Origin of the sequence: Azospirillum sp. TSH100, assembly GCF_004923295.1 — a bacterium.
In the GTDB taxonomy this organism is placed as follows: Bacteria; Pseudomonadota; Alphaproteobacteria; order Azospirillales; family Azospirillaceae; genus Azospirillum.
In genome coordinates, this window is the sequence record NZ_CP039634.1 from 850556 (window position 1) to 869449 (window position 18894).

Here is an 18894-nt window from a genome sequence, read left to right on the forward strand (position 1 = left end):
CGGGGCGGTGGCCCCCGCCTCAGCGGTGGTCAGAGGTAGAAGTTGGACGCGGACAGGGTCAGTGTCCCGGACAGCGACAGCTCCATGTCCGGCAGACTGTCGCCGTTCCTGTCGGCGGAGACCCGCGTCGTGCCGTCGGCGAGCGTCCGGTAGGACAATTGCCCGGCAACTCCGCTGAAGGCGGCAGTGCCGATGAAGGTGAAGGCCTGATCGCCCCACAGGGCGCTGTTGGCGTCCACCTTCCGCAGGTCGATGATGTCCTGACCGGCGGCGAAGTCCTGGATCAGGTCGGCGGCGGCGCCGACGCCGCTGTCGATGTGGCTGGTGAGGACGAACAGGTCGGCGCCAGCCCCGCCGATCAGGGTATCGGCACCGCCGCCACCGGTCAGCGTGTCGTCCGCGGCACCGCCGGTCAGCCGGTTGTCCAGCGCATTGCCGATGCCGTCGAAGGATCCCGCACCGTCATAGATCAGGTTCTCGACATTGTCGGTCAGACGGTAGGACGAAATCAGCGAGTGGACGGTGTCGATGCCTTCGTTCAGGAATTCCCTGACGAAATCACTGCTCATGTCGACATAGTAGATGTCGTCGCCGAGATCGCCGCGCATGGCGTCGGAACCGGTGCCGCCGTCGAGGATGTCGTTCCCGGCACCACCGATCAACCCATCGGCGCCAGCGCCACCGAGCAGCGTGTCGTCACCCGCCCCGCCCCACAGGTTGTTGGTGCCCGCAGCGCCGATCATCAGGTCGCCGTAGGCCGTTCCAATGACGTCGTCGATGCTGATCAGCACATCGCCGGCAGCAGCGCCCCCATTCACCCCGGTGGCGAAATCGATGACGATCGGACCCGTCTCTCCAGCGTAGGTCACGGTGTCCACGATTCCGTCGCCGCCGTCCAGCGTGTCGGCCCCGGCGCCGCCGATCAGCGTGTCGTTGCCGCTGCCGCCAAGCAACCAGTTGTTGCCGGCATCGCCGATCAGCGTGTCCTGGTAGGACGAGCCCCGGATAATCTCGATCCCGTCGAAGACGTCGCCGGCCGCGTCACCGGTATGCTGCCCCGTCGCCAGATCGATCTTCACCGACGTGGTATAGCGCACGGTGTCGATGCCGTCGCCGCCGGACAGCAGGTCCGCCCCGGCGCCACCCTCCAGCGTGTCGTTGCCGGCCCCGCCCTGGAGCTGGTCGTCGCCGCCGGCCCCGTACAGCAGGTCGTTCCCCGCCCCGCCGAGCAGCGTGTCGGACAGCGCGTTGCCGGTCAGGTTGTCGTTGCCGGCCCCGCCGTCGATCGTCCAGTAATCGGGAGCGCTGGCGACGAAATAGTCGTTGCCGGCATAGCCGGTATAGGTGCGCTGTTCCACCAGGTTGGTGACGGCGATGGTGAAGGTCTGGTCGTTGCTGATGGGCTGGCCGTTGCTGTCGGTGGCGCGGACGACGATGCTGCGGCTGTCACCGATCCCATAATCCAGCCACTGGTTGGAGGCGACGGTGACCACCCCGGTGGTGGAATCGATGGCGAAGGAGCCATATCCGTTGTCGGCGAGGCTGTAGGTGACAGTTTCGCCGATGTTGGGATCGGTGGCGAACGCGGTGATCCCAACCACGGTGCCGACGGCTGCCCGTTCCGAGACCGTGTTGGCCGCCGTATCGACATCCACCGGCCGGGTCGGCCGGTCGTTGCCGTCCAGCACGGCGATGGTCATGGTGGTGGTCGTGGTGATCGAGCCGTCGCTGACGGCAACGACGATGTCGTGGCTGGACGCCGTCTCGAAATCCAGCAGGGTGGCGTCGGCCACCGTCACCAGACCGGTGGCGGAATCGATGGCGAAACGCCCGCCGGCATCGTCGGCGAGGCTGTAGGTCAGGAAGGTGCCTTCCGAATCGACAGACCGGGCATACAGCCCCACGGTGTCACCATTTTGCGCGGCCTCCGACACCTCGTTCGGAGCGTCGTCAATGTCGATGGAGAAGGTCGGCGCCAGATTGATGTCGACCACTTCGTCGTCGAAGATCAGCCGGTCGATGCCGGACATGGTATCGGTGTCACCCGACGCCAGATGGATCACCAGCCCCGGCTGCGACAGGTCGTAATCGGCGCGGTTGCCGGTGAAGACCGCGATATCGAGCCCATCATCGCCGATCAGCGAGTCGCTTCCGCTTCCGCCGATCACTATGTCGTTGCCGGCATCACCCCAGAGCAGATCATTGCCGTTGCCGCCGATGATGCTGTCGTCGCCATCGCCTCCGCCCAGATTGTCGTTCCCGTCATAGCCGAGCAGGGTGTCGTTTCCGGCATAACCGACAAGGGTATCCTCATACAGATTGCCCTCCAGGTAATTGTCTCCGGCATCGCCTTCGAGCTGGACCAGCAGATGCGGCCAGGACTCCCGTCCCGCGCCCGGCGCCGGCGCCGCCGACGGCGACCCGGCGGTCACATCCAGATCCCAGCACCCGCCCTGCCCGGCATCGCCCACCGGGCGGCTGGCTGCGGCGACGCCGCCACCACTCCATGCCGCCAGCGCATCGACGAAACGCCGACCCGCCGCACCGGCACCGGTCCCGCAGCCGTAGAGCAGCAGATCGGCGGAAGACGAACCGCTGGGAACAGCTTCCAGAAGCCGCGCCCGGTCGAGCGGGCGGCGACCCAGCCTGATGCGCCCCGGTTCGCCATGGGCGACCAGATGAATGGCCGCCGGTTCTTCAGCCAACGCCGCGGTCAGCGCAGCAAAGCCATCCTCGTCAGACCCGACCAGCCGCACCTCGACCCCGTCGCGGCAGGAGCGCAGCAGCCGGTCGAGGTCGGGAAGGGCGGCATCGGCCAGCATGATTTCACGTGGAAGCCCACGACCGCGATCGGGGGTTGTGACGCCTGACCGGAAGTGATGCGACGCGCAGGAGGCCATGGATCGTTCCCTTCATTGCATTATGCCGGCTTTGCCGGGCCATATCGATCTCGGACAGAAAGTTAGGTAGTGAATTATCTTTGCTTTCGTCCTTTACGGAGAGTATTGGCAAAAGTTATCAACTTTTTAAAAAAAGATACGGATTTTCCTTACCCATGGGTTGTCCCCTGGGGTGGGACGACCTCATGACCCCCGATGGGCGGCGGTGGAGGCAAAACCGGAAGCAAAGGGACAAGGGCGAAATGCCGCGGGTAGGAGCAGCACAGCGTGGCGTCGGCGCGCATGGTTGCGGGCTTATCGGCCCGACACGTTGATTCGGTGATCGGACCTGCCTAAATTCGGACCCGTCGGCACTCCGGTCCGACAGCGGCAGCAGACCGAACCGTCAGAAGGCCCATGATCAACGAGCTGAACCAGCGATCGCGCGAGATCTTCCGGCTGATCGTCGACGCCTATGTGGCGTCGGGCGAGCCGGTCGGTTCGCGCACGATCTCGCGGCGGCTTGGCATGGCCTTGTCGCCCGCCACCATCCGCAATGTGATGGCCGACCTGGAGGAGCAGGGGCTGCTCTACGCCCCGCATACGTCGGCTGGCCGCATCCCGACCGACGCCGGGCTGCGCATGTTCGTGGATGGCCTGCTGGAGATCGGGTCGCTGACCGAGGACGAGCGCGCCTCGATCGAAGCGAAATGCTCCGCCTCCGGACGCGCCTTCGCCGACGTGCTGGGCGAGGCGTCGACCATGCTGTCCGGACTGTCGCACTGCGCCGGGCTGGTGGTGGCGCCCAAGACCGACCGGCCGCTGAAGCACATCGAGTTCGTGTCGCTCGGCCCCGGTCGCGCCCTGGTCGTCCTGGTCAACGAGGACGGTCTGGTCGAAAACCGGGTGATCGAGGTGCCGATGGGGGTGCCGACCTCCACCCTGCAGACGGTGTCGAACTTCCTCAGCGCCAAGCTGGCCGGCCGGACGCTGGAGGAGGCCCGGCAGGACGTCATGCAGGAGATCGAACAGCAGAAGACCCAGCTGGACGAGCTGTCGCGCAAGGTGGTTGCCGCCGGTCTGGCGACCTGGGCCGGCAGCGGCGGGTCGAACGCCGGCCAGCTGATCGTCCGCGGCCAGTCCCGCCTGCTGGAGGACGTGACCGCCCTGTCCGATCTGGAGCGGGTTCGCGGCCTGTTCGAGGCTCTGGAGACCAAGGAGACGATGCTGCGCATGCTGGACGCCACCGGACGCGGCGACGGCGTGCAGATCTTCATCGGCGCCGAGAATGTGCTGTTCAGCCACTCCGGCTGCTCGATGATCATCTCCCCCTTCCAGAACAGCCGGGAACAGGTGATCGGCGCCATCGGCGTCATCGGCCCGACCCGCATCAACTATGCCCGCATCATTCCGCTGGTGGATTACACCGCGAAGGTGGTCAGCCGGCTGATCGGCTGAACACCACCCCCGCCTCACTCCCTCCGCCTTTTGACGAAGCAAGAATTGAGAAAACCATGAGCGAAGAGCAGAACAAGCCCTCCGACGCCACGGTGGAGCCGACCGAGGCCGCCGCCGACACCGCCGCCACCCAGACGGATTCCGGTTCGCCTGAGGACCGCGTCGCCAAGCTGGAGGCCGAGGTCGCCAGCCTGAAGGACCAGCTTCTGCGCGCCATGGCGGAGACGGAGAACACCCGCCGCCGTGCCCAGCGCGACCGTGAGGACGCCAGCAAGTTCGCCGTGTCCAGCTTCGCCAAGGAGCTGGTCTCGGTCGCCGACAACCTGCGCCGCGCGCTCGACGCCGTGCCGGCCGAGGGACGCGAGCAGGACGAGATGCTGAAGGGTCTCGCCGTCGGCGTCGAGGCGACCGAACGCCAGCTGTTCGCCGCCTTCGACCGCGCCGGCATCAAGAAGCTGGACCCGGCCGGCGAGCCGTTCGACCCGAACTTCCATCAGGTGATGTTCGAGATCGAGAACACCGGCAAAGCCGCCGGAACCGTCGTGCAGGTCCTGCAACCCGGCTACACCATCCACGGCCGCCTGCTGCGCGAGGCGATGGTCGGCGTCGCCAAGGGCGGGGACGCCGGCGGCCAGCATGTCGATACGAAAGCGTAACCATATCGCTTCTGCAAAGCCCCCGCTTCGGCGGCACTGCCGACGGGCCGGGGGCTTCCGTGTTATGTGGTATAAGGGACGCCAGCGGTTGACGGTTGGCGGGAAATTGCCTAGGGCTTTCCCGTAATTCTTTCGGCCTACAACCGGAGCCGCCAGCTATGCCCAAGAGCGTCCTGACCGTCGACGATTCCAAGACCATCCGCGACATGGTCGGGTTCACGCTGAAAGGCGCCGGCTATGAGGTGGCGGAGGCGTCGGACGGCAATTCCGGCCTCGCCCTCATCAACCAGCGCAAGTTCGACTGCATCATCACCGACCTGAACATGCCGGGGCTGGACGGGCTGGCGCTGACCCGCGCCATCCGCGGATCGACACTCAACCGCGCCACCCCGGTCCTGCTGCTGACCACCGAAGCCGACCCCGCCAAGAAGACCGCCGGCCGCGAAGCCGGCGCCACCGGCTGGCTGGTGAAGCCCTTCAATCCGGAAAAGCTGGTCGAGACGGTGCGGAAGGTCTGTCCGTAAGGATGGATCAGGGAGCGGGAGCCCGCCGCGCCACCAGAAACTCCTCTTCGGGATCATGCGCGGCGAACCGCCGTCGCGCCATTCCGCGTTCGGCAACGGCATAGCAGTAGACGCAGCCGTGCGGACAGCTGTCATAGTCGCCGATGTCGCGGCTTTCCGCACACAGGCAGCCGGGCCGGTTGCCCTTCTCCCGCGCAGTCACCGGATGTCCCGCAACGTCCGACATCCGGGTCGCGTCGACGCAGCGCGCCGGTGCCGTGCCGGGTATGCCGGCCAGCTCCGGCTGGGTACAGAGAGTCAGCGCCATCCCCTCCCCCGCCGCGATCCCAGCCAGTTCCACCAGCAGCGCGCGTTTTTCTTCCCCCTTCGGATCGCGCCAGCCGATGCCGGCAGCGGCAAGGTTGCGGGCGGTCTTGCGGTAGGGCTGGAGGAATGACACCACCGTTTCGTCGGTGATCCCACGCAAGGCATGGGCGATCCGGGCGAAGCTCTCGCGGTGCCAGTCCAGCGGGGTGGCGTCGGTCAGGGCGATGGGATCATAGCGCCAGACCGCGGCACGTGGTCCCCAGCGCTCGCGCACCTGTATCATGTGACGGACCGCCATCTCCCAGGCGGGGACCGAGCGCTCAAGTACGGTCGGCAATCCGGTGATGCTGTACTGCACGACGAAGGGAAAGCCCCGCTCAGCCACGCTGTCGAGCGCCGGCAGGAACGGTCCCAGATTCTTGGTCCAGAAGATGAAACCGTCGACCGCAGGCCGGGTCAGGTCGATGCGGTAGGTCTGGCCGCCGTAAGGATTGACCATCCGGCAATGACCGGCGTCGAGGCGGTTCAGAAACCAGCGCCCGTAGAAGGCGGGAATGTCGGTCTTGTAGCTGGCGGATATGATCATGCAGCCAGCATGGGAATGCCGGCCCGCCGCATCAAGGGCGGACCGGCATAACCAGGGCCCGGCATGACCGGATCAGCGATCCTTACTGGACCGCGCGGACTTCGACCACTTCGGGAATATAGTGGCGCAGCATGTTCTCGATGCCGTGCTTCAGCGTGGCGGTGGAGCTGGGGCAGCCGGAGCATGCCCCCTTCATCGCCAGATAGACGACGCCGCGCTCGAAGCCCTGGAAGGTGATGTCGCCGCCATCCTGGGCGACCGACGGGCGGACGCGGGTGTCCAGCAGCTCCTTGATCTGCTCGACGATCTCCTCGTCGTCGGCGTTCGCCGCCGCGGCATGGCCGTCGCCGCCTTCCTCCAGCAGGACCGGGCGGTCGGCGGTGAAATGCTCCATGATGACGCCGAGGATCGACGGCTTCAGCAGGAACCAGTCGCGCGCGTCGGTCTTGGTGATGGTGATGAAGTCGGCGCCCAGGAACACGCCGACGATGCCCTCGATCTCGAACAGGCGCTGGGCGAGCGGCGAACGGGCGGCATCCTCGCGGCTGGTGAAGTCGGCGGTGCCGCGTCCGAGCACGTCACGCCCCGGCAGGAACTTGAGAGTCGCCGGGTTGGGCGTCTGCTCGGTCTGAATGAACATGGTCTGGTCCTCCATCGGCGGCGGAATGGAACCGCCGGCGCGCCCGGGATTGGGCCGCGGCACGATTGGGGGGAAATTTGGGCCGAAACGCCGGGCGGATCAAGGACCCGGACTGTGTGGGTATTCGGCATCCGGCATGCGTCGGCCCTATCCTTACTTATGTGATCGCCTCCAGCGCCTCGTTGCTCAACCCGCCGGGGACGATGGTCAGCGGGATGCGCAGCCGCCCAAGGCCGCGGCCGGTGTAGTAGGAGATCAGCGGACCGGGGCCCTCCGGATCGGTGCCGGCCGCCAGAACCAGGATGGAGATGCTCGGCTCCTCCCCGATCAGGGCCAGCACCTCCTCGGTGCGGTTGCCTTCGCGGACATAGAGCGCCGGCAGGGTGCCGGTCAGCTGGTTGACCTCGCGCGCCAGCTTCTGGAGCATCTGCTCCGCCTCGGCGCGCTGTTCCTCGCGGATCAGGTTCTCCACCGCCAGCCAATGCTGCATCTCGCCCTTTTCCAGGACGGTCAGCAGCGCCACCTTGCCGCCCGACTTGCGGGCGCGCAGGCAGGCATAGCGGAGCGCCACCTTCAGCTCCGGGCTGTCGTCGACCACCACAAGGAAGATGCGCACCGGCTTGGCTGCCTGCGGTTCCGGCGTCGTGGACTGCGTCGCGTCGGTCATCTCTGTAACCCTCTCGGCTTAGACCCGGCGGAATGCGGCGCCGGCCGCCCAGCCGGCCGCGATGGCGCCGATCACGGCGGCCACCCCGTAAGTGACCGGGCGGTTCCGGGCGAAGTCCGACACTTCGGCGCTGAACCCGATCTTGGACACCACCAGCGGCGTGGTCTGGGCGCTGACCACCTCGCCGTCACGAATCAACAGGGCTTCGACATTGTAAAGCCCGGTCGGGACATTGGCCGGGAAATATATGTTGGTGCGGAACAGCCGTTCGCCCAGGAAGGCGACCTGCCCCATGGAGATGGCGTAAAGTCCCTGGCGCTGCTTGTTGCGGATCAACGCGCTGCGGTAGGCGGCGAGTTCTTCCGGCGGCAGGGTGGTATCGGCTGCCAGTTGCAGCTGCGGCAGGCCGAGCTGGTGGCGTTCCAGCACCGGCCGTCCCACCAGCTGGTCGAGCGGGCGGCTGACCGCCACCGTGTAGAAGCTGGGCACCTGGTCGAAGCGCAGGCTGTCGGTGTTCATCCACATGCCGGCCACCCGCTGCTTGCGGCGGACGGTGGCGGGAGCGCGCGGGCCGGTGACGACGATGGCGACGTCGCCCGCCCCGTCGGTGGTGCCGAACAGCACGACCTCGGTTCCGGTGAAGCCGGTGGTGATGGCGATCAGATGGCTCGACAGGTCGGCGACCAACTGCTGCGCCCACACCGTCGCCGCCACCGTGCCGCCCAGCAGCAGCCCGGCCAGCGCCGCTGTGGCCTGCACCAGTCGACGTTTGGCCGGCCGGCGTTTCGTGCCCCCTGCCGCCATCACCGCAATCCCATGGTCAGGGTGAACAGGTCGTCGGGGCGGGAGAACAGGTCCCAGGCCAGCTTCAGCGCCACCGCCACCACGATCAGAGACAGCGCCATCCGGGCGGTCTCGCCGCGCAGCCGGGTGCCGGCCTTGGTTCCGAACTGCGCGCCGATCACGCCGCCGATCAGCAGCAGAAGCGCCAGCATGGCGTCGACCGTCTGGTTGGTGGCGGCCTGGAGCAGGGTCGCCGCCGCGGTGGTGAAGATGATCTGGAACAGCGAGGTGCCGGCGACCAGACCGGCCGGCATGTTCAGCAGATAGATCATCGCCGGCACCAGGAGGAAGCCGCCGCCGATGCCCATGATCGCCACCAGCATGCCGCCGACAGCACCGATCCCCGCCGGCAGCAGGGCGGAAATGTACAGCTTCGATCGCTGGAACCGCATCTTGAAGGGCAGGCCGTGCAGCCAGATGTGGCGGTGCAGCTTGCCGCGCTTCGCCGTCGGCGCCCGGCGTCTCAGGATGGCGCGGCTGCTCTCCACCAGCATCATGCCGCCGATGGTGCCGAGGAAGAAGACGTAGGACAGGGTGATGGCGATGTCGATCTGGCCCAGCCGCTGGAGGATGCCGAAGATCCACACCCCGAACGCGGTGCCGACCACACCGCCGCCCAGCATCACCACGCCCAGCTTCACGTCGACGTTGCCGCGCCGCCAATGGGCCAGAACGCCCGACACGCTGGCGGCGACCAACTGGTTGGCCTGGGTGCCGACGGCGATGGCGGGGGGAACGCCAATGAAGATCAGCAGCGGCGTCATCAGGAATCCGCCGCCAACCCCGAACATCCCCGAGAGGAACCCGACGAGCCAGCCCATGCCGAGCACCAGAAGCGCGTTGACCGACATCTCGGCAATCGGCAGGTAGACTTGCATGGAGGGGCGCATCAGTCGGCAGCGGCGGGAGAGGCAGCTTACCCGAGCCGGTGCCGGTGCGGAAGACCGCAGCACCAGCCTTTGGGGTTAGGACCGGGACCGGACAGACCTCAGGATACAGGTGCGTGGAAGAAGACCTGATAGCCGGCCTTGTGCGGGAATACGTGCTCCGCCTCGCGGCGGGCGGACGGAAGATCCAGGGCGTGCACCACCACCCGGTTTCCATAGCGCCAGGCCGGGTTAACCGGCTTTCCGGCGGCGCGGGCAGCGGCGGCGACGGTGGTGTCGTACTGCGCCTCCGCCCGGAAGCCACGCCGGTTGCCGCCGGGAGTGCCGAGGATGTGGAGAAAGACCGGCGGCTCCTTGTCCAGCGTGTCGATCTGGCGCTGAAGATGGTTGACCCGCTGGTCGGCGGCGGTCAGCCTGCCCTTCGCTTCCTCCAGCCGGCAGGTCAGGTCGGCCAGCGCCTCGGCCTCGGCACGCTGGCGTTCCTTGAGCGGAACCACCGACTGGCGCAGCCGGTCGAGCCCGGCGACCCGTTCCCAGCTGCGCCGGATGCCGACCCAGCACAGATGGCACAGCACCGCCAGCGCCGCCACCAGCGGAACCGCCGAGTCGAGGATCGTCCGCACCGCCTCCATCATCCCTCACTCCCCGATGCGCCGGCGTCAATCGTTGGCACGCCCGTTGCTGAACTGCCGCCGCAAGCACGCAAGGAGCGTGCCGGGAACGCGGAGGGACAATGGGCGCGCAGACGCCGCTGCTGCTCGTGCTGGAGATGGTGATCCTGATGGCCTGCCTCAGCTGGATCACCGTGTCGATCCTGCGGATCGGCAACCGGATCGCCTCCGTGCAGCGCCGGCGGGCGCAGCTGCATCAGGGCAGGACCGAACTGACCCAGACGACCGACTCCCTGCGCCGCGACCTGCGCCGCCAGGAAACCGAGCTGCGCCAGCTGGAGGACACCATCGCCGTGCGCAACGCCCAGGCGGTGGAATTGCAGACCCGGCTGAACGAACTGCGCCGCCACGGGCCACGGGAATACACGCTGATGAACGAACGCTTCGGCGAGAAGGACCGGCTGTGGCTGCTGACCGTCCCGCGGCCGGACCGGCCGGAGCGCTGGGCGGTGGCCGCCCCGGACAGCGGAACAGCGCTGGCGCTGCTCTGCGCCAGGATCACGGTGCCGGAACGGCCGGTGGTGGACGACCAGCTGAACTGATCCCGAAACGGAAGCCGCACAAACGGAACCGGCCACAGTTGCAAAATGCAACGCGGCCGGCAACGTTTTCGCGATCTGAGGTGCAGTTCGCCCCTGGGGAGTTACTTCAGGCCACAATGCCCTTCGCAGCGACCAGCTCGCGCAGGTTCACCTCCGGCCGGGCGCCGACATGGCTGATGATCTCGGCGGCGGCGACGGCGCCCAGACGGCCGCAGACCGCCGGAGGCAGGCCGCGGGTGTGGCCGAACAGGAAGCCGGCGGCATAGAGGTCGCCGGCGCCGGTGGTGTCGACCACCCGCTCCACCGGCTCGGCCACCACCTCGACCACCTCGCCGGCCGACACGATGACGGCGCCCTTCTCGCTGCGGGTCAGTGCCGCGGTCTTGCCCAGCCGTTTCACCGCCGCCAGCGCGTCCTCGAATTTGTCGGTGCCGTAGAGGGCGCCGATCTCATGTTCGTTGGCGAACAGGATGTCGACATGGCGTTCCACCAGATCGACGAACTCGGCATGGTGGCGGTGGACGCAGAAGCTGTCGGACAGCGACAGCGACACCTTTCGGCCGGCGGCGTGCGCGATCTCCGCCGCCTTGCGGAAGGCCTCCTTGGCGCGGGGCGGGTCCCACAGATAGCCTTCCAGATAAGTGACCTGCGAGCCGGCGATCAGCGCCTCGTCGATGTCCTCCGGTCCCAGCTCGACGCAGGCGCCGAGATAGGTGTTCATCGAGCGCTGGGCATCCGGCGTGACGAGGATAAGGCAGCGGGCGGTCGGCGCCCCGCCCAGCAGCGGCGCGCTGTCGAAGGCGACACCGGCTGCGCGGATGTCGTGGCGGAACACGTCGCCCAGCTGGTCCTTGGCGACCTTGCCGATATAGGCGCCGCGCCCGCCCAGCATGGCGATGCCCGCCATGGTGTTGCCGGCCGAGCCGCCGGAGACCTCGACGCCCGGCCCCATGCGGCCATACAGCTCCTCGGCGCGGGCGGCGTCGATCAGCGTCATCGCCCCCTTCTCGATGCTGTTGGCGGCGAGGAAGGCGTCGTCGGCGTGGGCGATCACGTCCACGATGGCATTGCCGATGCCGGTGACGTCGTAGGCGGCATCGTGGGTGGACGTGGTCATTGGCTCTCCTGACAGGTCGTACGGTGAAGGTGATGTTGCGGCGCGAGTATAGCCGCCGCCGCCCGCATCACAAGCGCGGCCCCGGCCCGCCACCCATGGAGAGGCGAAATAGCGCGACCGGGGCTGGAACCCGGCGCCCGGCCACCGTAGATATGCGGGCGGTTGTGCGTCCATTCCCCACCGCCTTACGGACCGCCGATGATCCGCGCCCTTCTGCTTGCCTTCGCCCAGCTGTCCGACCCGCGCGTGCGCCGGGTGGTGTGGATCGGGGTGTTCGTCTCGCTGATCGCCTATGTCCTGCTGGCCGCCGCCGCGTCATGGGCGCTGTCAGCGACGCCGCTGACCGGCTATGGCTGGGTCGACGCCACCATCGACGTGTTGGGTGGGTTGGGGGTGCTGGTGCTGGCGTGGCTGCTGTTCCCGGCCACCGTCGGCACGGTATCGAGCTTCTTCCTGGACGAGGTGGTGGAGCGGGTCGAGGCCCGTCATTACCCCGCCCTGCCCGCCCCGCGCCATGCCGGCTGGCTGGAGGAACTGGCGACCGCACTGCGCTTCCTGCTGCTGGTGCTGGCGGTCAACCTGCTGGCCCTGCCGGTCTACATCTTCGCGCCGGGCCTGAATCTGATCGTCTTCTACACCATCAACGGTTATCTGCTGGGGCGGGAGTATTTCGAGATGGTCGCACACCGGCGGATGGACCGTGCCACCGCCCGGATGATGCGCCGTGCCACCCCGCTGAAACCTTTTTTGGCCGGGGTCGTCATTGCCTTTCTTTCGACAATCCCCTTCGTCAATTTGCTGGTCCCGGTCGTCGCCAGCGCCTTCATGGTTCATGTCCTACAGTCCATGTCGGCGCCCCTTGCAGCAGGCCGGACGACCGTGATACGCCGCTAGGCGGCACGGCTGCAAACCGTCGCCCGCCCGGACACCGGCCGCGGCGACCGCCTAACCGGCGGTGCGCCTCCGGCACCGGGCCTCTCGACTTCCAGGCCATCCCGCCACCCGCATGTCCAGATTGGGGGAACCGCTCATGCTGTTCGGACGAAAGACACCGCCCGCCGCTCCCAAGGCCGACAGCCCCGTCCCGCCGCAGCCGGGTGTCCGTCCGTACACCCCGGGCGAGCCCGGCGCCGTGTCGTCGCCGCTCGCCTCCCTCAACACTCCGGCACAGCCGCCGGGCCCGGGAACGCCCGCTCCGGCTTCCGCCCCGACCACCGCTGTCGCTGCCGGAGCCGCCGCCCCCAGCATGGCCCACGCCCTGGCCGACACGCAGCAAGCCGCTCCGGCCTATCCCGACCTGCCTTCCGCCTCGAAGGGACCCGACATGAACAGCATTCCCAAGCCCCCGTCCGCGCCGTCCGTGCCGGGTGCCGGCTTCAAGACCGACGTGCCGCGCCGTGTCGTCGACATGCCGGGCTCGGCCCCGCGCCAGCCGTCGATCCCCGTCGCCACCCCGGCGGCCGCTCCGGTGGCACAGGCTCCGGCTGCCCCGGCCCCGATCGCTCCGGCCATGCCCGAGCAGCGGCGGCTGACCGTCGGCCGCGACATCTCGCTGACCGGCGAGATCGGCTCCTGCGACGTGCTGGTGGTCGAAGGCACGGTCGAGGCCAAGCTGCGTGAAGGCCGGCTGGTCGAGATCGCCGAGAGCGGCCTGTTCAAAGGGTCGGTCGACATCGAGGAGGCCGACATCGCCGGCCGTTTCGAAGGCGACATCGCCGTCCGTGGCCGCCTGACCGTGCGGTCCACCGGCAAGATCACCGGATCGATCCGCTATGGCGAACTGGCGGTGGATGCTGGCGGCCAGCTGGTCGGCGACATTCAGCTCTACAGCGCCAAGACGGCCGCCGCTCCTGTCCAGGCCGCGCCGGCTCCCGTCGTCGAGCAGGTCCCGGCGACCGAGACCGTCTGACCGCCGCCGTCGATCGGCAAAAATGCGAAAACGCCCGGCATGGCGACAGCCAGCCGGGCGTTTTCGCGTTCCGGTCCAAGCCTGACCTGACTCAGGCGATGATCTTGTCCTTGAAGGCGCAAAGGTCGGCGACCGGGCAGACCGGGCAATCGGGCTTGCGCGCCTTGCAGACATAGCGGCCGTGCAGGATCAGCCAGTGGTGGGCGTGACCGCGGTAGAATTTCGGCACCACCTTCAGCAGCTTCGCCTCCACCGCGTCCGGTGTCTTGCCGGGGGCGAGCCCGGTGCGGTTGCCGACGCGGAAGATGTGGGTATCGACCGCGATGGTTTCCTCGCCGAAGGCGACGTTCAGGACGACGTTGGCGGTCTTGCGACCGACGCCGGGAAGCTCCTCCAGCGCCTCGCGGTCGCGCGGCACCTCGCCGCCATGGCGCTCGATCAGCAGTTCCGACAGGCGGATGACGTTCTTGGCCTTGGTGTTGAACAGGCCGATGGTCTTGATGTAGCCGCGCAGCCCCTCCTCGCCCAGTGCCACCATCTGCCGGGGCGTGGTGACGACCTGGAACAGCGGACCGGTGGCCTTGTTCACGCCGACATCGGTGGCCTGGGCCGACAGCACCACGGCGACCAGCAGCGTGTAAGGATTGACGTAGTCCAGCTCGCTCCGGGGCTCCGGGTTGGCGGCGGACAGGCGGCGGAAGAATTCCTGGACGGCAGCGGGCTTCATGACCGCCACCATAGCTGCAAGGGCCGTGCTTGCGCCAGAGGCGGAACAGCCGGTGATGTGGACCGGCACAATGGGGCAGACTCCTGCCGCAAACGGCAAACCAAACTGCAGCGTTGCGTCGCAAATTGCGACAAAATTTGGAATAAGTGACGGTATTCCAACAGAATTGGTCGCAGGAATACCACTTTCCCGCCTCTTCGGTGGTGGCGTATGATTTGCTGACTGCCAAGACACCGGTTGAACGCCTGTAAATGAACCATGGATCACCCTGGTTGTGGCATTCCAATCGGATAAGGGTATCTTGATATGACTGCGTCTTATCTTGTGGAACTGAAGGACTGGGGACTGCATGTCCGGTTGCAGGGCACCCTGTCGCTTGAGCAGCGCAACGCCGTCGCCCGGCAGGTGGAAGCGCAGTGCACCGCTCTGGGTGCCCGCGGCATCCCGTGGAGCGGTCTTGTCGAGTTGGACCGGTTCGAGGCCGACGGGTTCCGCCCGGAAATCGTTGTCGCCCTGATGAGGCTGGCCCGGCGGTGCGGGCAACTGCGTTGTGCCGTGGTGATGACCAATTGGGATTGGGCTTCGGTGATGGCGGAGGTGATGATCGCCGCCGGGATCGACGATCAGGCGCGGATCTTCGTCCTGGCCGAGGTTCTCCATGCCGGCAGCAAGTTGGCCGGAGAGCTTGAAGGCGGACCGGCCGCCGAATTCGCCGGAATGGACAGTGCCATGGCCTGGGTGCTGAACGGTGGTCTGGTGCCGCTGGTGTCGAAGGCGGCATAACCCCGCCTACCTCACGGTTTTTTGCCGGGCGGCACTGGGTTAGGATGGCCGCCATGCCCATCGACATCAGCGGCCCGCAATCCGACGGCTCCCGGCCGGTTGACCGGAGGCCCGATGACCATCCCTTCTCCGCGGAAAGCAGCGGCGGAAGCGGGTCGGTGCGTGTGTTCTTCGATGCCATCCTCCATCCACACCGTAGTCTGGGCCGGAACGGCTTTCGCGTTCTCATGGCGGTGGTCGTTGTGATGAACCTGATCGTCGCCGGCATCTTCGTCGCCCATGGCGCCTGGCCGGTGGTGCCCTTCTGCGGGCTGGACGTGCTGGCGTTGTGGCTGGCCTTCCGTGTCAGCTACCGCTCCGCCCGCCAGTATGAGCGGGTGCGGCTGACCGAAACCGCACTGACGGTGCAGCGGGTCCATTGGAAGGCGCCTGAGCGGCGCTGGTCCTTCAACCCCTATTGGCTGCGGATCACCCACAACGAGCCGGCCGACCACGACCGCCGGGGCACCGCCGGGCAGGTGACGCTGAGTTCGCACGGCAAGTCGGTGGGGGTCGGGTCCTTCCTGTCGCCGGACGAACGGTCCAGCTTCGCCCGCGCCCTGGACGATGCGTTGTGCGCTTGGCGCCGCCCGACCGGCCACCGCCCACCCTGCCCGCCGGCACCGGCCGGATAAGGCCGTCCTACCGGCCCTGGAGCCGATCGGCCGGGTCGGGCAGGCCGCGTTCTTCCAGCTCCTCATCCACCTCGCGCTCTACTTCACGTTCGACCGCGCGTTCCACCTTCTCGTCGATGCGGTGGTCCAGGCACTCGGCCGTTTTCGCGAGATGTTCGAAGCTGCGCTTCACCTTCGCCAGCTCGGTTTCCGGCATCTCCTCCACGTCGATCATTCCGTTGCGGGCGGAATGACTGGCGCGGATCAGCTCGTCCAGCTTCAGGTGGATCGCCTGGGTGTCGCGGTTCTGGGCGTTCTGGATGATGAACACCATCAGGAAGGTGACGATGGTGGTGCCGGTGTTGATCACCAACTGCCACGTGTCGGAGAAGTGGAACAACGGCCCGGTCAGGCCCCAGACCAGCACGACCGCGAAGGCGGTGACGAAGGCGCCCGGCCGGCCGGACTGACGCTCCATCCAGCGGGCGAAACGGGAAAAGGCATCGCTGACCATTCTGCGGCAGGCTCCGGCTTATCGGACGTACATAAGGAAAACGCCCGGCAAAGCCGAGCGGTTCCCTGTCTGAAATGCCGGAGCCTGTGCTTATGGGCAGCAACCCTGGCGGTCACGCCCCCCGCCCTTACGATCCCTGGCTAAGCGCTTCCGCAAGCGCGCGGTCTTGCGGGTTCTGGCCGACGACCAGCTGCATCGACTGGGTCGGCATGGCGATGCCCAACTCGTCGAACTTCTTCTTCAGCAAGCGGTTGAACTCGCGGCTGACCCCCCACTGGCGGGTCGGGCGTGTCTTGAACTGGGCCAGGATGATGATGCCGGTGTCGGACAGCTTGTCAACGCCCAGCACCTCCAGCGGAGTCAGGATGTCGGCGGCGAACTGCGGCTGGGCCTGCACCTCGGCCCCCGTCTCCTTGAGGACGGCGATGATGCGGTCGGGATCCTCGCGGTTCGACACCGTGACGTTGAAGGCGGTGACCGAGAAGTCCTTGCTCATGTTCTTCACGGTGGTGACCGCGCTGAAGGGCACGGAATGGACCGCACCCGCCCCGTCGCGCAGGCGGATGGAGCGGATCGAGATCGCCTCCACCGTGCCGGAATGGCCGCCGCCGACATCGACCACGTCGCCGACCGACACCGTGTCCTCGAACAGGATGAACAGGCCGGTGATGATGTCCTTGACCAGCGTCTGCGATCCGAAACCGATGGCCAGACCGACGACACCGGCACCGGCCAGCAACGGAGCGATGTTGACGCCCAGCTCCGACAGGGTGATCAGCGACACCATCGTCACCAGCAGGATCAGGAAGGCGTTGCGCAGCAGCGGCAGCAGCGTGCGCATGCGGGCGCTGCGTTCGATGCGGGTGCCGTTGCGGTCGGTGGTGCGCAGGAAATGCTCGATCAGCGCGCTTACCACCTCCCAGGCGACGATGGCGCCGGCCAGCAGCAGGCCGATGGAGATGGCGCTGCCGACGATGCGGCGGCCGGCGGCGGATTCGACCAACCCCAGCGTGTCGATGCCCCAGCCGTTCAGCGCGGCCCCCAGCGCCACCAGCCATATGACGATCTTGCCGATGCGCTGGACGATGGGGAGATAGTGGAAGGCGCGGGTGTGCAGCTGCGGCAGGTTGCCGGCCAGCTCACGGTTCATGGTCAGGCCGCGGCGCAGGGTCCGGTTCAGCCCGGTCACCAGCAGCCGCGCCACCACCACCGCCACCATGGTCACCGCGGTGCCGCGGGCGAGATACTCGAACCCGCCATAGACGTTCAGCACCCAGACGCCCAGCGTCACCACGACATAGAGGATGGCCAGCACATGCCAGATCTCGGCGAAGCGGCGGCGCGCGGTGCGCAGGACCGCCCCCTGCCCTTCCGCTTCGCGCCGGGCGGTCGCCAGCGGATCTCCGTCGCCCGACAGCGGGTTGCCGCGCATCCAGTCGGCGACGCCGACCCGGTTCTGCAGGATCAGCGCGATCAGCATGCCGGCGATCACCACGCCCAGCAGCTTCAGCAGCGCGCCGTAGGCGCCCAGCGGCAGGCCCAGCACATAGGCCCCCTCCGCGACGAAATAGCCGTAGACCGCGACCGCGATCAGCCGGCGCGACCAGATGTAGCAGCGCCTCGCCCCGGCCTCGCTGGTGTGGACCATGCGCAGGTTGGGGGCGTCGGGCGCGAACAGCATGCGCACCAGGATCAGCAGCGCCTGGGTGATGACGGTGGCGTTCACCACCGCCAGCGCCACCAGCCGCACGCGCGGCGCCGGCTCGGTCACCGACAGGATCGTGTAGGCGACGACGATGAAGCCGAGGATCGGCGCCAGTTCCAGCACCGCCCGGCCCAGCAGCATGGGGATGCGCAGCAGGGCGGAGCCGACATGGCGGGCAGCGAGCGCCTGGCGCGGACGGCCGAGCAGCCAGCCGATGCCGCGCGCGGCCACCGCACCGATGCCGAGGATCAGCGACAACTGGATGGCGATCTGAACCCAGCGTTCGCGGGCGGTGTCGTCCTGCGCCTGCCGCTGCACCCAGGACAGCGCCCCCGGCAGATCGGAGAAGACGTTGGCGACCTGCACCAGCTGGCGGCTGACCACGTCCATCCGCGCCGCCAGGAAGGCCAGGGCGCGGGCGCCGATGGTCTGCGGCAGCGCAGACTCGCCCTCCGCCTCCTTGGCCTGGGCAAGTCCACGCTGGGCGGTGATCAGGTTGCGCAGCTGGGTGACCAGCTGGGTGCGTGCATCCTGATTCTCCAGCGTGCCGACGAGCGCCTCCAGCTGCTGCAACGTCGCCTCGTCCACCACCACGGGAGCGGCGGGGGCGGGAGCACCGGCTGTCGGGGCCGGAGCGGCGGCGGGAGCAGGCGAAGCGGCGAGCGCCTGCGCCCCCGCCCCGGCGAGCAGAACCGCGAGAAGCAGGACGGCGAGGCCGCCGGACAGGAACAAACGCCAAGCGCGTGCGAACGGGGATGCGGCGGGCGCTGCGGACCGGATCATCGGCAAATCACTCGGGTGGTCTCGGAGATGGCGGCGAAAACGGG

At 67.6% G+C, this 18894-nt stretch carries 19 protein-coding genes; 8 read left to right on the forward strand and 11 right to left on the reverse strand.

All coding sequences use genetic code 11. The features are described 5' to 3' along the window. Positions 1-29 precede the first annotated feature (29 nt). On the reverse strand, positions 30-2822 hold the full coding sequence (locus E6C72_RS32600; protein ID WP_158280128.1) for a DUF4347 domain-containing protein: 2793 nt from the start codon (positions 2820-2822) through the stop codon (positions 30-32). A 474-nt stretch (positions 2823-3296) separates the two neighbouring features. Between E6C72_RS32600 and hrcA the strand changes: the two genes are divergently transcribed. The 3 genes from hrcA to E6C72_RS04080 all read left to right on the forward strand — a co-directional run bounded on the left by hrcA (position 3297) and on the right by E6C72_RS04080 (position 5517). Then, positions 3297-4337 (forward strand): heat-inducible transcriptional repressor HrcA, encoded by a 1041-nt coding sequence (gene hrcA, locus E6C72_RS04070; RefSeq protein ID WP_109085112.1) that lies wholly within the window; start codon positions 3297-3299, stop codon positions 4335-4337. A 56-nt stretch (positions 4338-4393) separates the two neighbouring features. Continuing rightward, positions 4394-4993, forward strand: coding sequence for a nucleotide exchange factor GrpE (gene grpE / locus E6C72_RS04075; RefSeq protein ID WP_109085111.1), 600 nt, complete (start codon positions 4394-4396; stop codon positions 4991-4993). Positions 4994-5151: 158 nt separating this feature from the next. Next, positions 5152-5517: a response regulator gene (locus E6C72_RS04080; protein WP_109085110.1), complete on the forward strand. Its 366-nt coding sequence runs from the start codon at positions 5152-5154 to the stop codon at positions 5515-5517. Positions 5518-5524: 7 nt separating this feature from the next. Here the strand turns inward: E6C72_RS04080 and E6C72_RS04085 are convergent, their stop codons facing one another. The 6 genes from E6C72_RS04085 to E6C72_RS04110 all read right to left on the reverse strand — a co-directional run bounded on the left by E6C72_RS04085 (position 5525) and on the right by E6C72_RS04110 (position 10081). Next, positions 5525-6409: a DUF1848 domain-containing protein gene (locus E6C72_RS04085; protein ID WP_109085109.1), complete on the reverse strand. Its 885-nt coding sequence runs from the start codon at positions 6407-6409 to the stop codon at positions 5525-5527. An 82-nt stretch (positions 6410-6491) separates the two neighbouring features. Continuing rightward, on the reverse strand, positions 6492-7049 hold the full coding sequence (locus E6C72_RS04090) for a NifU family protein (protein WP_109085138.1): 558 nt from the start codon (positions 7047-7049) through the stop codon (positions 6492-6494). Between the two features lie 157 nt (positions 7050-7206). Beyond that, entirely contained in the window at positions 7207-7716 is a 510-nt protein-coding gene (locus E6C72_RS04095) for a universal stress protein (protein WP_109085108.1), read from the reverse strand. An 18-nt stretch (positions 7717-7734) separates the two neighbouring features. Next, complete coding sequence (locus E6C72_RS04100) at positions 7735-8520, reverse strand: TIGR02186 family protein (RefSeq protein ID WP_109085107.1); 786 nt, start codon at positions 8518-8520, stop codon at positions 7735-7737. After that, positions 8520-9437: a sulfite exporter TauE/SafE family protein gene (locus tag E6C72_RS04105; RefSeq protein WP_109085106.1), complete on the reverse strand. Its 918-nt coding sequence runs from the start codon at positions 9435-9437 to the stop codon at positions 8520-8522. Before E6C72_RS04105 ends, E6C72_RS04100 begins: the two co-directional genes overlap by 1 nt. A 110-nt stretch (positions 9438-9547) precedes the next feature. Continuing rightward, positions 9548-10081 (reverse strand): coiled-coil domain-containing protein 30, encoded by a 534-nt coding sequence (locus E6C72_RS04110; RefSeq protein ID WP_247875598.1) that lies wholly within the window; start codon positions 10079-10081, stop codon positions 9548-9550. A 98-nt stretch (positions 10082-10179) separates the two neighbouring features. Here E6C72_RS04110 and E6C72_RS04115 point away from each other — a divergent pair, with 98 nt between their 5' ends. After that, on the forward strand, positions 10180-10659 hold the full coding sequence (locus E6C72_RS04115; protein ID WP_109085105.1) for a hypothetical protein: 480 nt from the start codon (positions 10180-10182) through the stop codon (positions 10657-10659). 106 nt (positions 10660-10765) lie between these two features. Here E6C72_RS04115 and E6C72_RS04120 read toward each other — a convergent pair whose 3' ends face one another. Beyond that, positions 10766-11776 carry an adenosine kinase gene (locus E6C72_RS04120; RefSeq protein WP_109085104.1) on the reverse strand — a complete coding sequence of 337 codons (1011 nt, stop codon included), beginning with the start codon at positions 11774-11776 and terminating at the stop codon, positions 10766-10768. Positions 11777-11974: 198 nt separating this feature from the next. Between E6C72_RS04120 and E6C72_RS04125 the strand changes: the two genes are divergently transcribed. Both E6C72_RS04125 and E6C72_RS04130 read left to right on the forward strand, forming a co-directional pair. Beyond that, positions 11975-12670 (forward strand): EI24 domain-containing protein, encoded by a 696-nt coding sequence (locus tag E6C72_RS04125; protein ID WP_109085103.1) that lies wholly within the window; start codon positions 11975-11977, stop codon positions 12668-12670. Positions 12671-12806: 136 nt separating this feature from the next. Next, positions 12807-13685 carry a polymer-forming cytoskeletal protein gene (locus tag E6C72_RS04130; RefSeq protein WP_109085102.1) on the forward strand — a complete coding sequence of 293 codons (879 nt, stop codon included), beginning with the start codon at positions 12807-12809 and terminating at the stop codon, positions 13683-13685. Positions 13686-13776: 91 nt separating this feature from the next. Here E6C72_RS04130 and nth read toward each other — a convergent pair whose 3' ends face one another. After that, entirely contained in the window at positions 13777-14412 is a 636-nt protein-coding gene (nth, locus tag E6C72_RS04135; protein WP_109085136.1) for an endonuclease III, read from the reverse strand. A gap of 306 nt (positions 14413-14718) precedes the next feature. Between nth and E6C72_RS04140 the strand changes: the two genes are divergently transcribed. Both E6C72_RS04140 and E6C72_RS04145 read left to right on the forward strand, forming a co-directional pair. Then, the gene (locus tag E6C72_RS04140) at positions 14719-15195 is read left to right on the forward strand and encodes a hypothetical protein (RefSeq protein ID WP_109085101.1); all 477 of its coding nucleotides are present in this window, start codon (positions 14719-14721) and stop codon (positions 15193-15195) included. Positions 15196-15422: 227 nt separating this feature from the next. After that, positions 15423-15869: a DUF2244 domain-containing protein gene (locus E6C72_RS04145; RefSeq protein ID WP_247882080.1), complete on the forward strand. Its 447-nt coding sequence runs from the start codon at positions 15423-15425 to the stop codon at positions 15867-15869. Positions 15870-15876: 7 nt separating this feature from the next. Here E6C72_RS04145 and E6C72_RS04150 read toward each other — a convergent pair whose 3' ends face one another. Together E6C72_RS04150 and E6C72_RS04155 are read right to left on the reverse strand one after the other, a co-directional pair. Then, the gene (locus tag E6C72_RS04150) at positions 15877-16362 is read right to left on the reverse strand and encodes a low affinity iron permease family protein (protein ID WP_109085099.1); all 486 of its coding nucleotides are present in this window, start codon (positions 16360-16362) and stop codon (positions 15877-15879) included. Positions 16363-16489: 127 nt separating this feature from the next. Further along, positions 16490-18850, reverse strand: a complete 2361-nt coding sequence (locus E6C72_RS04155; RefSeq protein ID WP_109085098.1) for a mechanosensitive ion channel domain-containing protein — start codon at positions 18848-18850, stop codon at positions 16490-16492. Positions 18851-18894: the final 44 nt, after the last annotated feature.